Annotated in this window: 13 protein-coding genes; 7 read left to right on the top strand and 6 right to left on the bottom strand. The window is 68.5% G+C overall.

Features of this window, described 5'->3' with window-relative positions; all coding sequences use genetic code 11:
- Positions 1-366: 366 nt before the first annotated feature.
- Positions 367-1,119 carry a class I SAM-dependent methyltransferase gene (locus JHD77_RS03780; protein WP_003097734.1) on the bottom strand — a complete coding sequence of 251 codons (753 nt, stop codon included), beginning with the start codon at positions 1,117-1,119 and terminating at the stop codon, positions 367-369.
- A gap of 225 nt (positions 1,120-1,344) precedes the next feature.
- Between JHD77_RS03780 and JHD77_RS03775 the strand changes: the two genes are divergently transcribed.
- From JHD77_RS03775 to JHD77_RS03765, 3 genes are all read left to right on the top strand, one after another.
- Positions 1,345-2,319 carry a quinone oxidoreductase family protein gene (locus JHD77_RS03775; protein WP_003097735.1) on the top strand — a complete coding sequence of 325 codons (975 nt, stop codon included), beginning with the start codon at positions 1,345-1,347 and terminating at the stop codon, positions 2,317-2,319.
- Positions 2,320-2,341: 22 nt separating this feature from the next.
- A complete protein-coding gene (locus tag JHD77_RS03770) occupies positions 2,342-3,271 on the top strand; it encodes a LysR family transcriptional regulator (protein ID WP_003097737.1) in 930 nt (309 codons plus the stop codon).
- Positions 3,272-3,453: 182 nt separating this feature from the next.
- Complete coding sequence (locus JHD77_RS03765) at positions 3,454-4,695, top strand: dienelactone hydrolase family protein (RefSeq protein ID WP_003113399.1); 1,242 nt, start codon at positions 3,454-3,456, stop codon at positions 4,693-4,695.
- Positions 4,696-4,702: 7 nt separating this feature from the next.
- Here the strand turns inward: JHD77_RS03765 and JHD77_RS03760 are convergent, their stop codons facing one another.
- From JHD77_RS03760 to tssI, 4 genes are all read right to left on the bottom strand, one after another.
- Entirely contained in the window at positions 4,703-5,665 is a 963-nt protein-coding gene (locus tag JHD77_RS03760; RefSeq protein WP_003116704.1) for a threo-3-hydroxy-L-aspartate ammonia-lyase, read from the bottom strand.
- Between the two features lie 162 nt (positions 5,666-5,827).
- The gene (locus JHD77_RS03755) at positions 5,828-6,019 is read right to left on the bottom strand and encodes a hypothetical protein (protein ID WP_003090543.1); all 192 of its coding nucleotides are present in this window, start codon (positions 6,017-6,019) and stop codon (positions 5,828-5,830) included.
- Positions 6,016-9,969, bottom strand: coding sequence for a type VI secretion system effector Tse5 (gene tse5, locus JHD77_RS03750; RefSeq protein ID WP_003158482.1), 3,954 nt, complete (start codon positions 9,967-9,969; stop codon positions 6,016-6,018). Before tse5 ends, JHD77_RS03755 begins: the two co-directional genes overlap by 4 nt.
- Before the next feature lie 49 nt (positions 9,970-10,018).
- Positions 10,019-12,088, bottom strand: coding sequence for a type VI secretion system tip protein TssI/VgrG (tssI, locus tag JHD77_RS03745; protein ID WP_003158481.1), 2,070 nt, complete (start codon positions 12,086-12,088; stop codon positions 10,019-10,021).
- A gap of 265 nt (positions 12,089-12,353) precedes the next feature.
- Here tssI and JHD77_RS03740 point away from each other — a divergent pair, with 265 nt between their 5' ends.
- The 4 genes from JHD77_RS03740 (at position 12,354) to pfeE (ending at position 17,683) form a co-directional block, all read left to right on the top strand.
- Positions 12,354-13,070: a response regulator transcription factor gene (locus JHD77_RS03740; RefSeq protein ID WP_003101494.1), complete on the top strand. Its 717-nt coding sequence runs from the start codon at positions 12,354-12,356 to the stop codon at positions 13,068-13,070.
- Positions 13,070-14,410: a two-component system sensor histidine kinase PfeS gene (gene pfeS / locus JHD77_RS03735; RefSeq protein ID WP_003101495.1), complete on the top strand. Its 1,341-nt coding sequence runs from the start codon at positions 13,070-13,072 to the stop codon at positions 14,408-14,410. The genes JHD77_RS03740 and pfeS overlap by 1 nt, the downstream gene beginning before the upstream one ends.
- A 98-nt stretch (positions 14,411-14,508) precedes the next feature.
- Positions 14,509-16,749 carry a siderophore enterobactin receptor PfeA gene (pfeA, locus tag JHD77_RS03730; RefSeq protein ID WP_003090548.1) on the top strand — a complete coding sequence of 747 codons (2,241 nt, stop codon included), beginning with the start codon at positions 14,509-14,511 and terminating at the stop codon, positions 16,747-16,749.
- Between the two features lie 19 nt (positions 16,750-16,768).
- Complete coding sequence (gene pfeE, locus JHD77_RS03725; RefSeq protein ID WP_003090549.1) at positions 16,769-17,683, top strand: ferric enterobactin esterase PfeE; 915 nt, start codon at positions 16,769-16,771, stop codon at positions 17,681-17,683.
- 158 nt (positions 17,684-17,841) lie between these two features.
- Here pfeE and JHD77_RS03720 read toward each other — a convergent pair whose 3' ends face one another.
- Positions 17,842-19,047, bottom strand: a complete 1,206-nt coding sequence (locus tag JHD77_RS03720) for an NAD(P)/FAD-dependent oxidoreductase (protein ID WP_003101497.1) — start codon at positions 19,045-19,047, stop codon at positions 17,842-17,844.
- Positions 19,048-19,112 lie beyond the last annotated feature (65 nt).

Raw genomic sequence — 19,112 nt, 5'->3', positions numbered from 1 at the left:
GGTGAGGGGCCGGACTGCGCGGAGTGCACCCTCGATTCAGCAGCCAGCGGCAGGGAAACCGGGACGAAAGCAAGACTCATCCTGCAGTCGGGGCGATTTCTTCATAGCGCTGGAAAACCTGGCTCAGTGAAACGAAAGCACGCACTGAGCGCCCCGTACGCCAGGGACTGGCAACCTGCACGCCGCCCCGGCCTGGGGCGGCATGCCGAGTTCGACGAATACGACTCGGCGCACCACCTGCCCCCTGCCCGCGCTCAAGCGACGCCGCGGCTGCCAGGGGGTTGCAGCGACCTGCGTAGACGGCAGGCGGACGCGATCGGCGCTCTCCCCGCCGTCATGGTTGAGTTTCGGATTGCGTCCGATGGCTCAGCGGATCACCCCGGCGCGCACCGTCAGCGGCCAACTGACCCGATAGCGCGTCTGCGGGTCGCCCCAGGCTTCGCGCAGCTCATCGACGAACGCGGCGCCCGGATCCTGGCCAAGGGCCTTGCCGGCCTCCTTCACCGCCGACCAGGTACCGACGTAGCCCAGCAGCTCGTCCAGGGTCCAGGCCACCTCGATGGCCAGGTCCGGCAGGCGGCGCTCCTCGAAGGGGAACGGCAGATTGCGGTAGCCCTCCTCCACGTGGCGCCGCTCGGCAGGCCAGTAGGGGCCGACGACCTGGTGGTAGAAGTGCTGGACCAGCGGTTCCATGGGTCCGTCGACATGCAATACGCCATAGGTAACCAGGGCCAGGATGGCATCCGCGCGGGCCACACGCCGGACTTCCTCGTAGAAGCGCGGCAGGTCCAGCCAGTGGGCGGCCTGGGCGACCGTCACCAGGTCGGCGCTGGCCGCCGCCAGTCCGCTGTCCTCGGCCAGGGCCACGCGATACTCGACCCGCTCGCGAGCCTGCGCCTTGTCGATCTGCGCGGCGCTGGCGTCGGTACCGACCACCCGTTCGAAACGCTCAGCCAACAGCACCGTGAGCTGTCCGGTGCCGCAGCCGCAGTCCAGGGCCAGGCGGGTGCCGGGGCAGAGCGCGGCCAGCTCGTCGACCAACTGCGCCGGGTAGGTCGGACGATGTGCGGCGTAGTTCGCCGAACCCGTGGAGAAATGATCCTTGAAAGGTACCGTCATGGGACTCTCCCGAAATGATCCCGGCGACCACAGGGACCATGGCCGTCCAGGCTGCCGCCTTACACTAGGCGAATCCTGTCGATACGGAAACACGACTTTCGGTCACCTTGGAGCACCGTCTCACTACTGCATGCGATGCAGCAATCAACTGCAAAGAACCTACCTAGTCATCCCCGGATGCTTCATTAGACTGCCGGAACGACGAACGCAGCCAAGGAGACCGCCATGCCCAGTCGCATCACCCTCAACGCAAACGGAGGCCCCGAGGTCCTGCGCCTGGAGCAAGTCCAGGCGCAGCAACCGGGCCCCGGCGAGGTCTGGCTGGAGCAGGCCGCCATCGGCGTCAATCCGCTGGACCTCGGCCAGCGCTCGGGAGCGGTACCGATTCCGCTGCCGTCCGGCCTCGGCCTGGAAGGCGCCGGAGTGGTCGCCGCGCTGGGTCCGGGAGTCTCCGGACTGGCGCCGGGCGACCGCGTCGCCTATGCCACCGGCCCGCTGGGCGCCTATGCCAGCGCCCGGCTCTACCCCGCCGAGCGCTTGCTGAAGCTGCCCGACACACTCGCTTTCGAGGACGCGGCGGCGCTGCTGTTCAAGGGCATCACCGCGCACTACCTGCTGCACGCCACCTACCCCGTCGGGCCCGGCACACGCATCCTGCTGTACGGCGCGGCGGGCGCCGTCGGCCAGTTGATGGCGGCCTGGGCCCGGCACCTGGGCGCCTGGGTGATCGGCGTGGTGTCGAAGGCGGAAAGCGTCGAGCGGGCCAGGGCTGCCGGCTGCGACGAGGTGCTGGTGTTCGACGCGGCCAGTCTCGCCGCCCAGGTCGCCGAGCTGACCGCCGGGCGCAAGGTCGATGTGGTCTACGACCCCATCGGTCGCGCTACCTTCGAGGCATCCCTGAACAGCTTGCGTCCGCGCGGCCTGCTGGTGTCCTTCGGCGCTACCTCCGGCGTGCCGCCAGCCGTCGAAGTCGCCACCCTCAACGCCAAGGGTTCGCTGTTCCTCACCCGTCCCTCGCTCGCCGCCCACACCGCCAACCCGGAGGAATACCGGCTACGCGCGCAGGCTGTGCTGCGCGCCCATGCAGACGGTGTCATCCAGCCCCGGGTCTGGCGGCGCTACCCGCTGGCCGAGGCGGCCGTGGCGCATACCGATCTGCTGGAGGGACGCTCGCAAGGCGCGCTGGTACTCTTGCCCTGACCCACTCGCAAGAGGCGCATGCATGCAACCGTTCGACAGCCGGCAGGCCGATGAAGTCGCCACGCTCCTGGCCCTGGCCGAGCACGGTTCGTTCGCCGCCGCCGGCCGCGCGCTGCAACGCCATCCCTCGGTGCTCTCGAAGCGGCTCGGCGCACTGGAGCGTCGCCTCGGCATCCGCCTGGTCGAACGCACCACCCGGCAACTGCGCTTCACCGATGAAGGCGAGCGCCTGGCGAGCCGCTTCCGCCAGGCCGTCGACCTGCTCGACGAGGCCGAGCACGAAGCCAGCCTGGGCGCCGCGCAACTGCGCGGACGCCTGCGCATCGCCCTGCCGTCGGCGATGGGCCGGCTCTGGCTCGGTCCGCTGCTGGCGGAGTTCGCCCTGGCGCATCCGCAGGTGGTGCTGGAAACCGACTATTCGGAGCGCTTCGTCGACATCATCGCGGAAGGCTTCGACCTCGCGATCAGGGTCGGCGAACTGGCCGACAGCCGCCTGGTGGCCAGGCGGCTGTGCGCCCATCGGCGCATCCTCGGCGCCGCTCCCGACTACCTGAAGCGGCATGGGGTACCGCGTATCCCGGCCGACCTGGCGGCACACAATTGCCTCGGCTTCAGCGGACTGCACTCGTACCCGGAGTGGAAGCTGACCCGCCAGGACGAACAGCAGCCCGTGCGGGTACGCGGCTCAATGGTCAGCAACGACAACGAGGCCCTGCTCTGCGCCGCACGCCAGGGCCTGGGTATCTTCGCCGCCGGCGAATGGCTGATGAGCCGCGACCTCGAAGCCGGCAGGCTGGTATGGGTGCTGCCGGAGTGGCAACTGGACGCCGACGCCGGCGTCTACCTGGTGCGCCCCTCGGCGCGCTACGCCACGGCGGCGGCCAGCGCGTTCCGCCAATGGGTGGAAGCGCGGTTCGCCGCTGGCCCGCCCTGGCAGCGCCAGCGGGCCTGAGCGGTATCCGCGAGCGGCTCGCCGAGGAGCGCGCCGCCTCCCGCCCCTCGCTCTCGGACAATCCGGATACCCTCCCGCCAGCATGCGGATAGCCAATGACCCGCCGACCGGTTCCTACTAGGCTGGTTCGCTTCGCTTTCCCGTTTTCCCACTCCAACAACAACCCGATGAGGAATCCAGGCATGGGACAGTACGTCAGCATCGCAGCGTCCGACGGCAGCGGCCGGTTCGACGCGTATCTCGCGCTCCCCGCCAGCGGCAAGGGGCCGGGCGTGGTGATCGGTCAGGAAATCTTCGGCGTCAACGCGAACATGCGCGCGGTGGCCGACCTGTACGCCGAAGAGGGCTACGTGGCCCTGGTCCCCGACCTGTTCTGGCGGCTGCAGCCGGGCGTCGACCTGGGCTACGACGAAGCGGCCTTCGCCAAGGCCATCGAGCTGTTCCAGCGCATCGATCTGGACGCCGCGGTGGACGACATCGCCGCCTGTATCGAGCACCTGCGCCAACGCGAGGAGGTGGTCCACGCCGGGATCGGCTTCGTCGGCTTCTGCATGGGCGGCAAGCTGGCCTACCTCGCCGCGACGCGCACCGACGTCTCCTGCTCGGTGGGCTACTACGGCATGGGCATCGAGGCGCTGCTCGACGAGGCGAAACAGATCAAGGGCCGGCTGGTGCTGCATTTCGCCGAACAGGACGCCTACTGCCCGCAGCAGGCCCGCGACGCGATCCTGCCCTGCCTGCGCAACCTGCCCAAGACCGAGTTGTACCTCTACCCCGGCGTCGATCACGCCTTCGCCCGCGTCGGCGGCATGCACTTCGACAAACCGGCCTACCTGATGGCTCACGAACGCAGCATCGCCGCCCTGAAGCGGGAGATCGGGCCGAACTTCGACCTCTCCGCGCTGTGGGACGAGCATGTGCGCCACGAGTTCGATACCCGCGACGTCGCCGCGACCATGGCGACCATGGTCGCCGAGCCCTACGTCAACCATGTCCCGACCCTCACCGGCGGCGTCGGCCAGCGCGAACTGAGCCGCTTCTACCGCCATCACTTCATCCACGGCAACCCGCCGGACATGACCCTCACGCCGATTTCGCGGACGGTGGGGGCGCTGCAGGTGGTCGACGAGTTCGTCATGCGCTTCACCCACAGCTGCGAGATCGACTGGCTGCTGCCCGGCGTCCCACCCACCGGGCGCTTCGTGGAAATCCCCATGCTCGGCGTGGTGCGCTTTCGCGGCGACCGCCTTTACCACGAGCACATCTATTGGGACCAGGCCGGCGTGCTGGTGCAGATCGGCCTGCTCGACCCGCAGGGCCTGCCGGTCGCGGGGGTGGAAAGCGCGCGCAAGCTGCTCGACGAAAGCCTGCCGTCGAACCGCCTGATGGCGCGCTGGGCAGCCAGCGAAGGACTCGGCCTCTAGCGGCCGGCTAGCCGCCGAGCAAGGCGCAGAAACGCGCCAGGTCGACGTTACCGCCGCTGAGCAGGATCCCGACCCGCTTGCCGCGCAATTCGTCCTTGCGCTGGCGGGCGGCGGCCAGGCCGAGGCAACCGGTGGGCTCGACCAGCAGCTTCATCCGCGCGGCGAGGAAGCGCATGCCATCCACCAGTTCGGCGTCGCTGGCGGTGAGGATGTCATCGACGTTGCGCTGGATCAGCGGGAAGGTGAGATTGCCCAAATGCTGGGTCTGGGCGCCATCGGCGAGGGTCTGCGGCGTATCGATATGCACGATGGCGCCGCTGCGCAGCGAACGCTGGCCATCGTTGCCGGCCTCCGGCTCCACCCCGTAGATCCGGCAGGCCGGCGCCAGCGCGCGGATCGCCAGGGCGCAGCCGGAGAGCAAGCCGCCGCCGCCGAGGGGCGCGAAGAAGGCGTCCAGCGAACCGACTTCTTCGAACAGTTCCTTGGCCGCGGTGCCCTGCCCGGCCAGCACGTCGGGGTGATCGTAGGGCGGGATCAGGGTCAGGCCATGGCGCTGCGCCAGGTCGCGGCCGATCTGCTCGCGATCTTCCGTATAGCGGTCATAGAGCACTACCTGCCCGCCGTAGCCACGGGTCGCCTCGATCTTCACCGCCGGCGCGTCGGCCGGCATCACGATGGTCGCCGGGATCCCCAGCAAGCGCGCCGAGAGGGCGATGGCCTGGGCGTGGTTGCCGGAGGAGAACGCCACCACCCCGGCGGCACGCTGCTCGGCGGAAAACCGCGACAGCGCGTTGAAGGCGCCGCGGAACTTGAACGCTCCCATGCGCTGCAGGTTTTCGCATTTGAAGAAGACTTCCGCGCCGAGTTCTTCGTCGAGGGTACGCGAGGACATCACCGGCGTGCGGTTGGCATGCCCGGCGATCCGCGCGGCGGCGGCGATCACATCGTCGTAGGTAGGCAGGTCGTGCATGGTCGGCTCCTCGGACCTTGGCAAAGAAGACAGGCAGGTCGCCAGGTTACCAGGCGAACGCCGCCAGCAGCGCCTGCGCGACAGCATCGGCGGCGGAAGACTGGCGGAGCCATTGACGAAGAGGCCCTGCATGGGTCGATGCTCCGCGATGCCGGGTCGGCCTCACTCGTCCAGGTAGCCGTCCCTGATGCCCTTCGAGCGGCGGTAGAGGTAGAGCCCGAGGCGCAGCACGACGAGCACGCCGAAGAACACCCCGACGGTCACCCAGGTGTTGCCGAAGAACCATTCCAGGCAGACATAGAGCAACGCCAGCGGTATGCAGACGAGGGTCATCAGCAGGTAATGCTTGATCATTGCGGCGGGCACTCCTCTTCTTCGTCCTTCAGCGGGCATTTGACGATCTGCTTGCCCGTCTGCCAGGCGGCCTGGGTGGCCACGGCCTTCTTGATGGTATCGGCATGGGCGGCCTTGCGCGCGGCCAGCTTGGCCGCGCGGTTGGCGGTGTTGGCCGCCTGTCCGGAAAGGGTCCTGATCGCCTTGGCGGACTGCACCACGGTCTTGCCGGTGCTGAGCATGCCCGGCGCCACGGTGCCGATGGCCGCCGAGGCGCCGACGTGTTTCCAGTTGATGTCGATGCACTTCCACTTGATATCGGTGAGGTCGCGATCGCTGTCCCAATTGTCCTTCATCTGCCCCAGCACCTGCTTGCCGGTCTGCATCCCCAGCTCGATGCCGGCGCCCAGCGCCGCTCCGATCGCGGCGCGGGCGGCGAAGGCGCCGATCACCACCAGCGGGATGATCAGGCCGGTGGGATCGTAGGCCAGCGTGGGCGCGTTCAGCGCGTAGGCATAGGGGTTGGGGCCACCGCCCAGGCCGAGCGGGTCCTGGCTGGCATAGCGCCCGGCTTCCGGCAGGTAGTAACGGTAGCGGTTGTAGTAGAGGCCGCTTTCCTCATCGTGGTACTGCCCCTGGAAGCGGATCGGCTGCGCACCCGGCTGTCGTTCCGGCGCTACCGCCCGCCAGTCGTCCGGAACGCCCTGCCAACGCAGTTGGCCACGTTCGTCGCTCAGCTGCAGGGGGGTACCGAGGTGATCGGTGTGGAAGAAAGCGATCCGCGCCTCGCCCAGCGCCGGCACGCATTGCGCCGGCAGCGGCTGGCCTTCGGCGGCGAACGCCTGGCGCAGTTGCAGCAGCTCCGGGGGATCGGGCTCGCAGGCCTGCTCCAGGCGCAGCAACGGGACGAAACCGCCCGGTTCGTGAACGGTGGTGCGCAGTTCCCGCGCAAAGGCTTCGGCGCATTGGCGATCGCCGTCCCAACCGAAGCGCACCTGCTGCTCGACACCGTCGCGCAGCACCACCTTGGCGATCCGTCGCGACAGCGCGTCGTAGCGGTAGCGCGCCTCCAGCCGCGTACCGTCGGCGTAATCGCGCGTCAGATGGACCAGGCGCTGCGCGCCGTCGTAGGCCAGGCGCAGGCGCTCGCCGTCGGCGCCGATACGCTCGACCAGGTTGCCCAGCGCATCGAAGCGATAGCGGTTGCCGGCGATCCTCTCCACGCGGTTGCCGGCCCAGCGCGCCGGGCCTTCGCCGGCCTGGCTCGCGCGCGTCTCGGAGCGACTGAAACCGGAGCGGTACAGTTCGTTCTCGGCGAATGCCTGGCGAGCGTCCTCGCGCGCGTACTCGCCGACGCCCTCCAGGCGGTTGCCGGCGGCATCGTAGCGGTAGGTGCTGGCCGCCGCGCCAGCGCGCCGGCTGGCCAGCAGGCGACCGCCGAGGTCGTATTCGTAGCGCACCGACGGATACTGGTTGTCGTCGATGCCGACCAGTTGTCCAAGTCCGTCGTAGCGATAGCCGCGCTGCCAGTCGAAACCGCCGGCCAGACGCAGGCGGCTGCGCTGCAGGCGTCCCAGCGGCGCGTGCTGGCGCTCCTGGGTGAACAACGCGTCATCCTGCCCGTCGCGGCGGGCGTCGCGACGCACCTCACGGTGCAGGGCATCGCGCTCGAAGGCCAGCTCGACCGCACCGACCAGCGCGCCGTGCAGATGACCCGGGCCATAGGTCAGCCAGGCGACCGGCGGCGCGTCGCCGTAGCGGCTGGTCTGGCGCACGCCTAGCGCGTCGTGGCTGTGCTCGACGCTGTAGACCCAACCGTCGGCATGTACCTGGCTTTCCAGGCGCAGGTTACCGACCTCGTCGTACGTGTAGCGCACCTCGCAATCCGCCCCGCCGGCGCTGGCCAGGCGGCCGTCGGCCAACCAGCGGTAACGCTCGACCAGGGCCGGTGCGTGCTCGGTGGCGGGAACCCGGATGCTCGCCAGGCGGCCGTCGCGGTCGTAGGCATAGGTGGTCTCGCGACCGTCGGCATCCTCGCGGGCGATCAGTTCGTCAGCGGCGTTGTAGCGATAGCGTTGGCGACGACCGTCGAAGCCGGTCTCTTCCACCAGACGGTCCAGCAGGTCGTAGCGGAACTGCGCCTGGACGCCGTTCTCGTTGGTCAGGGCGACCAGCCTGCCGGCTTCGTCGTGCAGGTAGGACAATTCGCCGCCGCCGGCGTCGGAAACCCGCACCAGCAGATCGCCGTGCCCCCAGGAAAACAGCGTGGCGTGCCCCTCGGCATCGGCGATACGGGTCTGCCGCCCAAGGGCGTCGTATTCATAGCTCAGGGCGCTGCCGTCGGCCAATTCCAGGCCGATCAGTTGCCCCAGCGGGTCGTAGCGGCGCCGGGTCAGTTGTCCCAGCGGGTCGCTGCTGGCGACCAAACGTCCTTCGTTGTCGTAGTCGTAACGCCAGACCTGGCCGGAACAATCGGTCAACGCGGCCAACAGGCCGAAGCGGTTCCACTCCAGGCGCCGCTCGCCGCCGCGCGGGTCGACGATTCGCGTCGGCCGGTCGGGCAGGCGCGGGTCTTCGTAGGCGTAGCGGGTGCTGCCGGCCGGGCCGCGCACCGTCGTCGCATTGCCCCGTTCGTCGCGCTCGAAGGTCCAGCGGCGCTGCATCGCGTCCTCCAGCTCGACCAGCAGCCCGGTCTCTTCGTCGACGCGCTTGCGATAGCGCGCCTTGCCCGGCGACTCCTCCTCGAGCATCCGCCCCTGGCCATCGCGCCGGCGCCGCGTCTCCCGTCCCAGCGGATCGCGCATGGCGACCAGGCGGCCGAACAGGTCGTAGTCGAACTCGCTACGGCTGCCGTCGGCCCTGACCAGCGCGGTCCAGCGCCGCTGCCCGCCCTCGCCGGCGAACTCGTAGCGTTCGACGCGGCCGAGGCTGTCGCTGACCTCGGTGGCATCGCGCAGGTAGCGGAAGGTACGGGTCAGGCCGCCCGCCTCGATCTGCTTCACGACCCGCCCGTGCGGAGCATGGACATCCCACTCGTAGCGAACCTCCAGCCCGCCCGGTTCGCCGTGGGCGACCAGCATGTGCTCGCGCCAGGCGAATACCCGGACCACCTGGCCAAGACGGTCGCGCACGGCGATCAGATCGCCGCTGTCGCTGAACTGGTAGCGCACCAGCCAGTCGAGCCCCGGGCTCTGCGGATCGATGTAGTCCGGAGGCGGTCCGTCGTGGCTGGCCAGGATCACGCCGAACAGACGCAGGCCGTCGTCGCCCTCGCTCGGCTCGCAGGCTTGCTGGTAGACCAGCGCATAGCTGCGCCCGGCGCTGTCGCGCACGCCGGTGAGCAGGCCACGTCCGCTCCAGCGGAACTCGGTGCGGTAGCCGGCGCGGCCGAAGCTGGCCTGCAGGCGCCAGATACCGTCGGGGCAACGCTGGAAATGCAGGTAGCTGTGGCCGGACAGCACCAGCACGGAGCCCTCCTGCGTCTGCAGTTCGGCCGGCACCGCCGCCCAGCGCCCGCGCCAGGCCTGCGCTTCGCCGCCGCTCGAACCGCCGCGGCGCAGCCACAGCTCCTCGCTGCCGGAATAATGCTGGGCGCCGGGAGCCAGCGCAGGAAAGCCGATCCGGCGGCCCTGGGCGTCGACCAGCACGCAGGCGTCTTCGCTCAGTTCCAGGTGCATGCTCTCGCCCGGCAGCCACCAGCCCCGGCCGAGCCGGCCGATACGGGGGTTGCTCGACAGGTAGCCACGGGCGAAGGTGAAGGTGTCCGGCGCCGCCAGGGCGAAATCGACCTCTTCCGGCAGCAGCTTGCTGCCGAGCATCGGGTTGACCGGCTTGCCCACCAACGGCACGCAGGCGGACACCCGGTCGGCCAGGCCGACCGCGCTGCTGCCGACGTGCACGGTGGGCGAGCCGGTGGAGATAACCCCTCCCGAGACTTTCTCGCCGACATGGGAAACCGGTAGGCCGCTCATCTATCCATCCTTCCTTGGGAAAAGCCGCGACAGGACATCCGCCCGCCGCTCAACAGTTGATATCGACATTGGGCGAGAGGATCTCGATCTCCCCCGGCGTCAGGCGGATCGTGCTCTGGCCGCAGCGCAAGAGGATCTCGCGGTCGGCGGTCAGCTCGATGCGCTGGCTGCCGAGGGTGATGCTCTGACCGTCCAGGGTGATCTTAGAGCCATCGTCGCTGCCGCCCACGCTCACTTCGTAGCTATCGCCCACCGACAAGGTCTTCTTCTTCATCACCTGGGTGCTCTGGTTCAGCCCGACCACGGTGTTCATCATCATGCCGACGTTCAGGCTGTAGCCGAGCCCGACGTTTTCCATGCGCCCCATGCCGACGTTCTGCAACGAGGCCATGAGGATGGTTTCCGTCTTGTTCATGCCGATCCTGACCGTCTCGTTGCGGTCGACCGTCTTGCTGCGGTTGGCATGCACGGTGATGGTCTCGTTGTTGTCCACGGTCTCGGTGCGATCGTGCTTCACATGCACCGTCTCGTCGTGGTCGATGGTCTTGGTCCGGTCGTGGCCGACCCAGTGGGTCTCGTCGTTCTCGACCTCGATGTCCTGGTTCCTCTCGGCATGGATGAACAACTGCTCGGCGCCCTTCTTGTCCTCCATGCGGATCTCGTTGAAGTTGGCCGGCGTGCCGCCCTTGCTCGAACGGCTCTTGGTGCCGCTCTGGGTAGCGTTCGCCGGCAGCTCGTAGGGCACCGTCTGCTCGGCGTTGTAGACCCGCCCGGTGATGATCGGCCGGTCCGGGTCGCCTTCGAGGAAGCTGACGATCACTTCCTGGCCGATCCGCGGGATCTGGATCGAGCCCCAGTTCTTCCCGGCCCAGGCCTGCGAGACGCGCATCCAGCAGGAGCTGTTCTCGTTGGACTGGTCGTGGCGGTCCCAGTGGAAATGCACCTTGACCCGGCCATACTGGTCGGTCCAGATCTCCTCGCCCTTGGGCCCGACCACCACCGCGGTCTGCGGGCCGCGCACCACCGGCACCGGGGTCGACGGCAAGGGGCGGAAAGCCTGGCCGGCGTCGATACAGTCCAGCTCGCTCTCGAACTGCGCGCCGCCCCCGCCATTACCGGTCTCGTAGAGTTCCTGGACTACCCGGTACTCGGCGCCAACCACCAGGTATTCGCGGTTCTGGTCCAGGCGCGGGTAGTTGCTCAGGTGGAACAGATGGCCCGCCCCGATACCCCTGGCGCATCCCCGCAGGCGAACTCGCTCGTACTGGGTCTGGATCGCCTCGATGCGGGTCCGTGCATAGTGTTCGCCGTCCTGACTCTGCACATACTCGCCAGGGTAGTCGTAGAGCGGGTAGTCGGCCGCGGCATGGGCGCGCCCGACATTGGAGCGCACTTCCAGGCGGGTGCCGGGACGCTGGAAGTCGTAGTCGTTGAGGCTCAGCGAGCCGGGCTGGACCTCGCGCGCCATGTGCCAGTCGAAGAAGTGGTCGCGCTCGCGATGGCCGAGGCTCGGCGGGTAATAGGGCACGCTGGTGTAGCCGGCCGGGCTGTGGTGCGCGCCGTAGGCATCGGAGAGCACCAGGATGTGGCGCTTCTTTTCGTGGCGGAACCAGTAGTAGATGCCTTCCTGCTCCATCAGCCGGCTGACGAAATCGAAGCTGGTCTCGCGGTATTGCACACAGTATTCCCACTCGCGGTAGGAGCGGCTCAGGGCGTCCTCGAAGTCGGAGAAGCCAAGGTCGCGGAACACCTGCTTGATGATGTCCGGGACCTTCTGGTTCTGGAAGATGCGGCAGTCGGAGGTGCGCGTCAGCAGCCACAGCCAGGGCCGCAGGGTGACCTGGTAGCTGGCGAACTGGCCGGCGCCGGCGCCCTGGCTACAGCGCGCGACGATGCCGTGGAAATACCGCCGGCTGCCGCCGGGGAGTTCCAGCGCGAGGCTCATCGGCTTGCCCAACAGGGCATCCAGAGGCAAGGCGGGATTGCTCGAGACCAGTTCGAGCTCGTGGCTGAACAGCCGGCCCAGCTCTTCGCGACCCTCCAGCCGTTGCAGTTGCAGGACCTCGGGTCCCAGCGGGGAGTCCACGTGTACCAGGCGGGTGTGTTGGGAGAACAGCATGAGGAATCTTCCTTGATAGTCACCTGCGGCGGGCGGCCCGAACAACGCGCCAGCAGCGCGCCAGATGATCGTACAACCCAGTGCCGTCGCGAAAGGCTGGCCAATAGCCACGACACTCCTGCCCGCCTCCTGCGGACCCGCCGACCCTAAGCCAGAACCAAAGCCGAAGCAACGACGGCTTTGTCGAAAAGTATTTCCGCTCCGAGCACGCTGCGGCGCATTGGCCCATTGCCCGATACCCGGCAAAAATGAGATATTCACGAACGTGAATCATTCTCATATTTCAATTCCATCTCCCCGCCTGCTGCTGGTCGAAGACGACCCGCGCCTACGCGAGGATCTCGACGCGCATTTCCGCCGGCGCGGCTTCCGCGTAACCGTCTGCGGCGATGGCTCGCACGGACTGGAAGCCGCCGGGCGCGAAGCGTTCGACCTGGTGTTGCTGGACATCATGCTACCCGGCCTCGACGGCCTGGCCCTGCTGGAGTCGCTGCGCCGCGAGCAGGCCACGCCGGTGATGCTGATGTCGGCCCTGGGCGCCGAACAGGATCGCATCAGCGGCTTCACCCGCGGCGCCGACGACTACCTGCCGAAGCCGTTCAGCCTGGCCGAGCTGGATGCCCGCACCGACGCCCTGCTGCGCCGCGTACGACTGGACCGCCTGCCGTCAGCGCAGCGGCGGGATACCCGGCTGGTGTTCGACGACCAGGCCCAGGATGTGCTCCACCAGGGCCTTCCGGCGGGGCTGACGCCATCCGAGTACCGCCTCCTGGCGACGCTCCGCGAACACGCTGGCGAGGCGCTGAGCAAGCCGTTCCTCTACCGGAGCGTGCTGCACCGCAGCTACACGCGCCTCGACCGCGGTCTCGACGTGCACGTCTGCAACCTGCGGCGCAAACTCGCCGCGGTCGCCGTCCGTCACCTGCAGATCCAGGCGGTACGCGGCCAGGGCTACCTACTGGTGGAGACGGAACACCCCTAATGCGCAGGCACCCGCTGTTATGGAAACTGGCGCTGCTGCAGGTCGGCTTCTGCCTGCTGCTGACCTGGCTGATCTACACCTGGGGCCTGTCGGTGGAGCGCAGCACCTACTTCCTCGCCCCGGCCGACCGCAGCTACCTGGCGGACTACGCGCGGCAGGCGGAGGATGCCTGGCACAGCGAGGGTGCCGCGGGCGCCGAACGCTTCCGCAAGGAACTGTCGGCGAAGGAAGATACCTGGGTGGCGCTGGTCGGACCGCACCTGGAAAGCCTCGGCAGCACGCCGCTAAGCGCCGAGGAGTCGAGCCACCTGACCTTCATGCGCAAGCTCGACTGGCCGATGAGCCGGCGCCTGCAGGACGAACTGCCGTACGTCAGCATCGAGTTCCCCGGACATCCCGAGCAGGGCCGGCTGGTAATCCAGTTACCGGAGCGCCTGCTGCCCGGCGGGCTGACCCCCTGGACCCACCTGGTCACCCACGGCATAGTCCCGACCCTGCTGGCCGCCCTGCTCGGCCTGCTGCTCTATCGCCACCTGGTGGTGCCGCTGAACCGCTTGCGCGATCGCGCCGACGCCCTGCGCGCCGACGAACTGGAAAGCACTCCCCTCGCCGCACCGCTGGCGGCCCGCCGCGACGAACTGGGCGAGCTGGCCCAGGCCCTGGAGCACATGGCCGAGCGCCTGCGCCTGAGTCTCGCCCAGCAGCGCCTGCTGCTGCGCACCCTGTCCCACGAACTGCGCACGCCGCTGGCGCGCCTGCGCATCGCCCACGACAGCGAGCTACCGCCGGAACAGTTGCGCCAGCGCCTGGATCGCGAAATCGGCGACATGCAACGACTGCTGGAAGACACCCTCGACCTCGCCTGGATGGACACCGAGCGCCCGCAACTGCCCACCGAGCCGGTGCTGGCGCTGTCGGTGTGGGAAGCGCTGCGCGATGACGCCTGTTTCGAAAGCGGCTGGGACCCGGCGCGGCTACCCTGCCGCTTGGGCGTCGACTGTCGCGTCGAGGTACACCTGGACAGCCTGGCCCAGGCCATGGAAAACCTCCTGCGCAACGCCATCCGTCACTCGCCCGAGGACGGCACGGTCAGCCTCGACGGCGAGCGCGAGGGCGACTTCTGGCACCTGCGCCTGCAGGACCAGGGCCCTGGCGTGGCGGAAGACCAGTTGGAACGCATCTTCCTCCCCTACCAGCGCCTGGACGATAGCGCCGGCGAAGGTTTCGGCCTCGGCCTGGCGATCGCCCGGCGCGCCATCGAGCTACAGGGCGGCCGGCTCTGGGCCAGCAACGGCAAGCCCGGATTGTGCCTGCACCTGTGGCTGCCGGCGGCCGCCTGAGGGCGAAGTGTTTAGAAAGTTAATGCGCTTTACTCTCAAATAACAATAAATATCATTTGTGATCTCTTGCATTTCGCTGCATTGCCCGGAGATCACCGATGTCCTCACGCGCCCTTCCCGCCGTTCCCTTCCTGCTGCTGTCCAGTTGCCTGCTCGCCAACGCCGTACACGCCGCCGGCCAGGGCGACGGCTCCGTCATCGAGCTGGGCGAGCAGACCGTGGTCGCCACCGCCCAGGAGGAAACCAAGCAGGCGCCGGGGGTTTCCATCATCACCGCCGAGGACATCGCCAAGCGACCGCCGAGCAACGACCTGTCGCAGATCATCCGGACCATGCCGGGGGTCAACCTGACCGGCAACAGCTCCAGCGGCCAGCGTGGCAACAACCGGCAGATCGACATCCGCGGCATGGGCCCGGAGAACACCCTGATCCTGGTCGACGGCAAGCCGGTCAGCTCGCGCAACTCGGTGCGCTACGGCTGGCGCGGCGAGCGCGACAGCCGCGGCGACACCAACTGGGTGCCGGCCGACCAGGTCGAGCGCATCGAAGTGATCCGCGGCCCGGCGGCGGCGCGCTACGGCAACGGCGCGGCGGGCGGCGTGGTGAACATCATCACCAAGCAGGCCGGCGCGGAAACCCACGGTAATCTCAGCGTCTACAGCAATTTCCCGCAACACAAGGCCGAAGGCGCCAGCGAACGGATGAGCTTCGGTCTCAACGGGCCGCTCACGGAAAACCTCAGCTACCGCGTCTACGGCAACATCGCCAAGACCGACTCGGACGACTGGGACATCAACGCCGGCCACGAATCCAACCGCACCGGCAAGCAGGCCGGCACCCTCCCCGCCGGTCGCGAAGGCGTGCGCAACAAGGACATCGACGGGCTGCTCAGCTGGCGCCTGACGCCCGAGCAGACCCTCGAGTTCGAGGCCGGCTTCAGCCGCCAGGGCAACATCTACACCGGCGACACGCAGAACACCAACAGCAACAACTACGTGAAGCAGATGCTCGGCCACGAGACCAACCGCATGTACCGCGAGACCTACTCGGTCACCCATCGCGGCGAATGGGACTTCGGCAGCTCGCTGGCCTACCTGCAGTACGAGAAGACCCGCAACAGCCGGATCAACGAAGGCCTGGCCGGCGGCACCGAAGGCATCTTCGACCCCAACAACGCCGGCTTCTACACCGCCACCCTGCGCGACCTGACCGCCCACGGCGAGGTCAACCTGCCGCTGCACCTGGGCTACGAGCAGACCCTGACCCTCGGCAGCGAGTGGACCGAGCAGAAGCTCGACGACCCCAGCTCCAACACCCAGAACACCGAAGAAGGCGGCTCGATCCCCGGTCTCGCCGGAAAGAACCGCAGCAGCAGTTCCTCGGCGCGGATCTTCTCGCTGTTCGCCGAGGACAACATCGAGCTGATGCCCGGCACCATGCTCACCCCAGGCCTGCGCTGGGACCACCACGACATCGTCGGCGACAACTGGAGCCCATCGCTGAACCTGTCCCACGCGCTCACCGAGCGGGTCACCCTGAAGGCCGGTATCGCCCGCGCCTACAAGGCCCCCAACCTGTACCAGCTGAACCCCGACTACCTGCTCTACAGCCGTGGCCAGGGTTGCTACGGGCAAAGCACCAGTTGCTACCTGCGCGGCAACGACGGCCTCAAGGCCGAGACCAGCGTGAACAAGGAACTGGGCATCGAGTACAGCCACGACGGCCTGGTAGCGGGGCTGACCTACTTCCGCAACGACTACAAGAACAAGATCGAATCCGGCCTGTCACCGGTCGACCACGCCAGCGGCGGCAAGGGCGACTACGCCAACGCGGCGATCTACCAGTGGGAGAACGTGCCCAAGGCGGTGGTCGAGGGCCTCGAAGGCACCCTGACCCTGCCCCTGGCCGACGGCCTGAAGTGGAGCAACAACTTCACCTACATGCTGCAATCGAAGAACAAGGAAACCGGCGACGTGCTCTCGGTGACGCCGCGCTACACCCTCAACTCGATGCTCGACTGGCAGGCCACCGACGACCTCTCGCTGCAAGCCACGGTCACCTGGTACGGCAAGCAGAAGCCGAAGAAATACGACTATCACGGCGACCGTGTCACCGGCAGCGCCAACGACCAGCTCTCGCCCTACGCCATCGCCGGCCTCGGCGGCACCTATCGGTTGAGCAAGAACCTGAGCCTCGGCGCCGGCGTCGACAACCTGTTCGACAAGCGCCTGTTCCGCGCCGGCAATGCCCAGGGCGTGGTCGGCATCGACGGGGCCGGCGCGGCGACCTACAACGAGCCCGGACGGACCTTCTATACCAGCCTGACCGCGTCGTTCTGAGCCATAACGAGAAAGCCTGATGAGAACCTCCCTGCTCGTCGCCGCCCTGGGCCTCGCCCTGGCGGCGGCCCTGCCCGGCGGCGCGCCGCTGGCGCAACCGGACCCCGAGGCGACCATGGACCGCAGCCTGCTGCAACGCCAGGACCTGCCCTATCGCTTCAGCGCCGTGGACCTGGATTCCGTCGATGGCCAGCGGCATTACCGGCTGTGGCTCGGCCGACCGCTGCAGGCACCGCCCGCCGCCGGCTACCCGGTGGTCTGGATGCTCGACGGCAACGCCGCCGTCGGCGCCCTCGACGAGTCAACCCTGAGACGCCTGGCCGACGGCGACGCACCGCTGCTGGTCGCCATCGGCTACCGCACGCCGCTGCGCATCGACCGCGCCGGGCGTACCTTCGACTACACCCCCGCGAGTCCCGGCCAGGCCGATCAGCGCGACCCGCTCAACGGCCTGCCCAGTGGTGGCGCCGACGCCTTCCTCGACCTGCTGCGCGACGGCATGCGCCCGGCCGTGGCGGCGCAGGCGCCCCTGGACACTGCGCGACAAACCCTCTGGGGACACTCCTACGGCGGCTTGCTGGTGCTCCACGCACTGTTCACCCGTCCCGGCGAGTTCGCCCGCTACGCCGCGGCCAGCCCGTCGCTGTGGTGGCGCGACGGGGCGATCCTCGGCGAACGAGCGGGGCTCGAACAGCGCCTGCGCGGAAAGCGCGCGGAACTCCTGCTCTGGCGCGGCAGCGCCGAACCGGCCAGCCCGCGCGGCTCGCTGAAAGCCGAGCCGGGCCAGGCGATGGCGCGGCTGGTAGATGACCTGCGCCGGGTTGCCGGGCTCACGCTGGACTTCCAGCCGCTCGACGGCCTGGGTCATGGCGAAACGCTGGGGGCCTCGTTGCGCCTTCTGCTCGCCCGTCCGGCGGTGGAACGCCAGCGCTGAAGACGCACGCTCCCAAGAGAACCGAGGCAACGGCGGATAACCGCTTCGCGGTTATTCGCCCTACCGGAAGCCAGGCATCCGCGCGCCGCTGCATCCCTCTACGCTGCACGGCATCCTCTCCCGCCTGCGGGAGAGGGTTGGGGTGAGGGAAAATCGCCCTACGCCACCACCGGAATCAGCGGGTCGGCCGCCGCCAGCGCCACGGCGCGGTCCGCCGCCGGCGGGTAGATCCACACGCCATTGATCTCGGTCTTGATCTTCTTGCCCTCCTCGCGCACGAACCGTACCTGGCGGTCCCAGCCCTCGGTGAACACCGCGCCCCAGCCGCCGAGGTCGAGACAGGTCACGTATTTCACCTGGCTGTAGGGAATCGGCTCGACGCCGAGCAGGTCGGCGGCCACGTTATTGCCGGCCGAGCGACCCAGGGCGATGGCGTGCTGGCAGGTCATCAGGGCATGGTTGCCGAGGTCGTCGGTAGCCGCGCGGGCCACGTCGCCGGTGGCGTAGACATCGTCGAGACCGAGCACCTTGAGGTTGCGGTCGACATGCAGGCGACCCTGGGCATCGCGCTCGCCCGGAATCTGCCCGGTCAGGGTGCTGGCCCGCACGCCCACGGTCCAGACCACGGTCTTCGCCTCGATCCGCTGGCCGTCGTCGAGCGTCACGCCCTCGGCATCCACCGCCGCCACCGAACGCCCCAGGCACCACTCCACGCCCAGTTCCGCCGAGGCCTCGGCGATCAAGCCGCTCAGGTCCGCGCCCATCGATGCGCCGATGGCGGCGCCGCGGTCGACCACGATCACTCGCAGCGCCGCTTTCTCGCCGAGGATCGCCCGCAGGCGCGCCGGCATCTCGGTGGCGGTCTCGATGCCGGTGAAGCCGCCGCCGGCGACCACCACGGTGTTGCGTGCCGGCGAATCCGGCAAGTCGCGCAGGGCATGCAGGTGTGCCTCCAGGCGCAGGGCGTCTTCCAACTGGTCGACATCGAAGGCCGCGTCGATGCCGGCGACACTCGCCGGACGCCACACGCCGCTGCCGGCCGCCAGCACCAGGCGGTCGTAGTCCAGCTGCGCCAGCGTGCCCTCGGCATCGCGGTACTCCACTCGCTTGCCGGCCACGTCGATGCGCTGCGCGCTGCCCTGCACGAAACGCACGCCGACCGCGGCGAACAATTCGCCCAGCGGCGCCGCCATGCGCTGCACGTCAGGCTCGTAGAAACGCGGGCGGATGCGCAGCTCGGGCTGCGGCGCGAGCACCGCGACCTCGACGTCGTCGCGGCCCTGGCGGTCGAGCTGGCGCACTGCGCTCAGCGCGCTCCACATGCCGGCGAATCCGGCACCGACGATCAGGATACGTTGTTTCATTGGGGGCTCCTGGAGGGAAAGGACGGGATATCCGGAGAAAAGCCTCTCCGTAACTACGACTATAT

Source organism: Pseudomonas sp. P20 (assembly GCF_016463925.1).
GTDB lineage: Bacteria > Pseudomonadota > Gammaproteobacteria > Pseudomonadales > Pseudomonadaceae > Pseudomonas > Pseudomonas aeruginosa.
This window is presented reverse-complemented; position numbering and strand designations above follow the sequence as displayed.